Raw genomic sequence first — 1456 nt, 5'->3', positions numbered from 1 at the left:
AACACAGTGGACGCGAGCCTCTATGGACAAGCCCTCGGCTTATTAGTACCAGTCACCTCCAGCGGTTACCCGCCTTCCAGATCTGGCCTATCAACCCAGTAGTCTCCTGGGAGCCTTAACCCCTCAAAGGGGGTGGGAGTCCTCATCTCGAAGCAGGCTTCCCGCTTAGATGCTTTCAGCGGTTATCCTTTCCGAACGTAGCCAACCAGCCATGCCCTTGGCAGGACAACTGGCACACCAGAGGTTCGTCCGTCCCGGTCCTCTCGTACTAGGGACAGCCCTTCTCAAGACTCCTACGCGCACAGCGGATAGGGACCGAACTGTCTCACGACGTTCTAAACCCAGCTCGCGTACCGCTTTAATGGGCGAACAGCCCAACCCTTGGGACCGACTCCAGCCCCAGGATGCGACGAGCCGACATCGAGGTGCCAAACCATCCCGTCGATATGGACTCTTGGGGAAGATCAGCCTGTTATCCCCGGGGTACCTTTTATCCGTTGAGCGACGGCGCTTCCACAAGCCACCGCCGGATCACTAGTCCCGACTTTCGTCCCTGCTCGACCCGTCGGTCTCACAGTCAAGCTCCCTTGTGCACTTACACTCAACACCTGATTACCAACCAGGCTGAGGGAACCTTTGGGCGCCTCCGTTACCCTTTAGGAGGCAACCGCCCCAGTTAAACTACCCATCAGACACTGTCCCTGATCCGGATCACGGACCCAGGTTAGACATCCAGCACGACCAGAGTGGTATTTCAACAGCGACTCCCAACACACTGGCGTGTGCTGTTCACAGTCTCCCACCTATCCTACACAAGCCGAACCGAACACCAATATCAAACTATAGTAAAGGTCCCGGGGTCTTTCCGTCCTGCTGCGCGAAACGAGCATCTTTACTCGTAGTGCAATTTCACCGGGCCTATGGTTGAGACAGTCGAGAAGTCGTTACGCCATTCGTGCAGGTCGGAACTTACCCGACAAGGAATTTCGCTACCTTAGGATGGTTATAGTTACCACCGCCGTTTACTGGCGCTTAAGTTCTCAGCTTCGCCCCACCGAAATGGAGCTAACCGGTCCCCTTAACGTTCCAGCACCGGGCAGGCGTCAGTCCGTATACATCGCCTTACGGCTTCGCACGGACCTGTGTTTTTAGTAAACAGTCGCTTCTCGCTGGTCTCTGCGGCCACCCCCAGCTCACCGAGTAAATCGGATCACCAAGAATGGCCCCCCTTCTCCCGAAGTTACGGGGGCATTTTGCCGAGTTCCTTAACCATAGTTCACCCGAACGCCTCGGTATTCTCTACCTGACCACCTGAGTCGGTTTAGGGTACGGGCCGCCATGAAACTCGCTAGAGGCTTTTCTCGACAGCATAGGATCATCCACTTCACCACAATCGGCTCGGCATCAGGTCTCAGCCTTAACGTGTGACGGATTTACCTACCACACGGCCTACACC

At 55.9% G+C, this 1456-nt stretch carries 1 rRNA gene; it reads right to left on the bottom strand.

Annotated elements, in window-relative coordinates:
- Positions 1 to 22 precede the first annotated feature (22 nt).
- Positions 23 to 1456 (bottom strand): 23S ribosomal RNA (locus tag ABZ348_RS34685); the annotation flags it as partial.

Origin of the sequence: Streptomyces sp. NPDC005963, assembly GCF_040638655.1 — a bacterium.
In the GTDB taxonomy this organism is placed as follows: domain Bacteria; phylum Actinomycetota; class Actinomycetes; order Streptomycetales; family Streptomycetaceae; genus Streptomyces.
The sequence above is the reverse complement of the archived record's forward strand: the minus strand, read 5'-3'. Positions and strand labels throughout refer to the sequence as shown.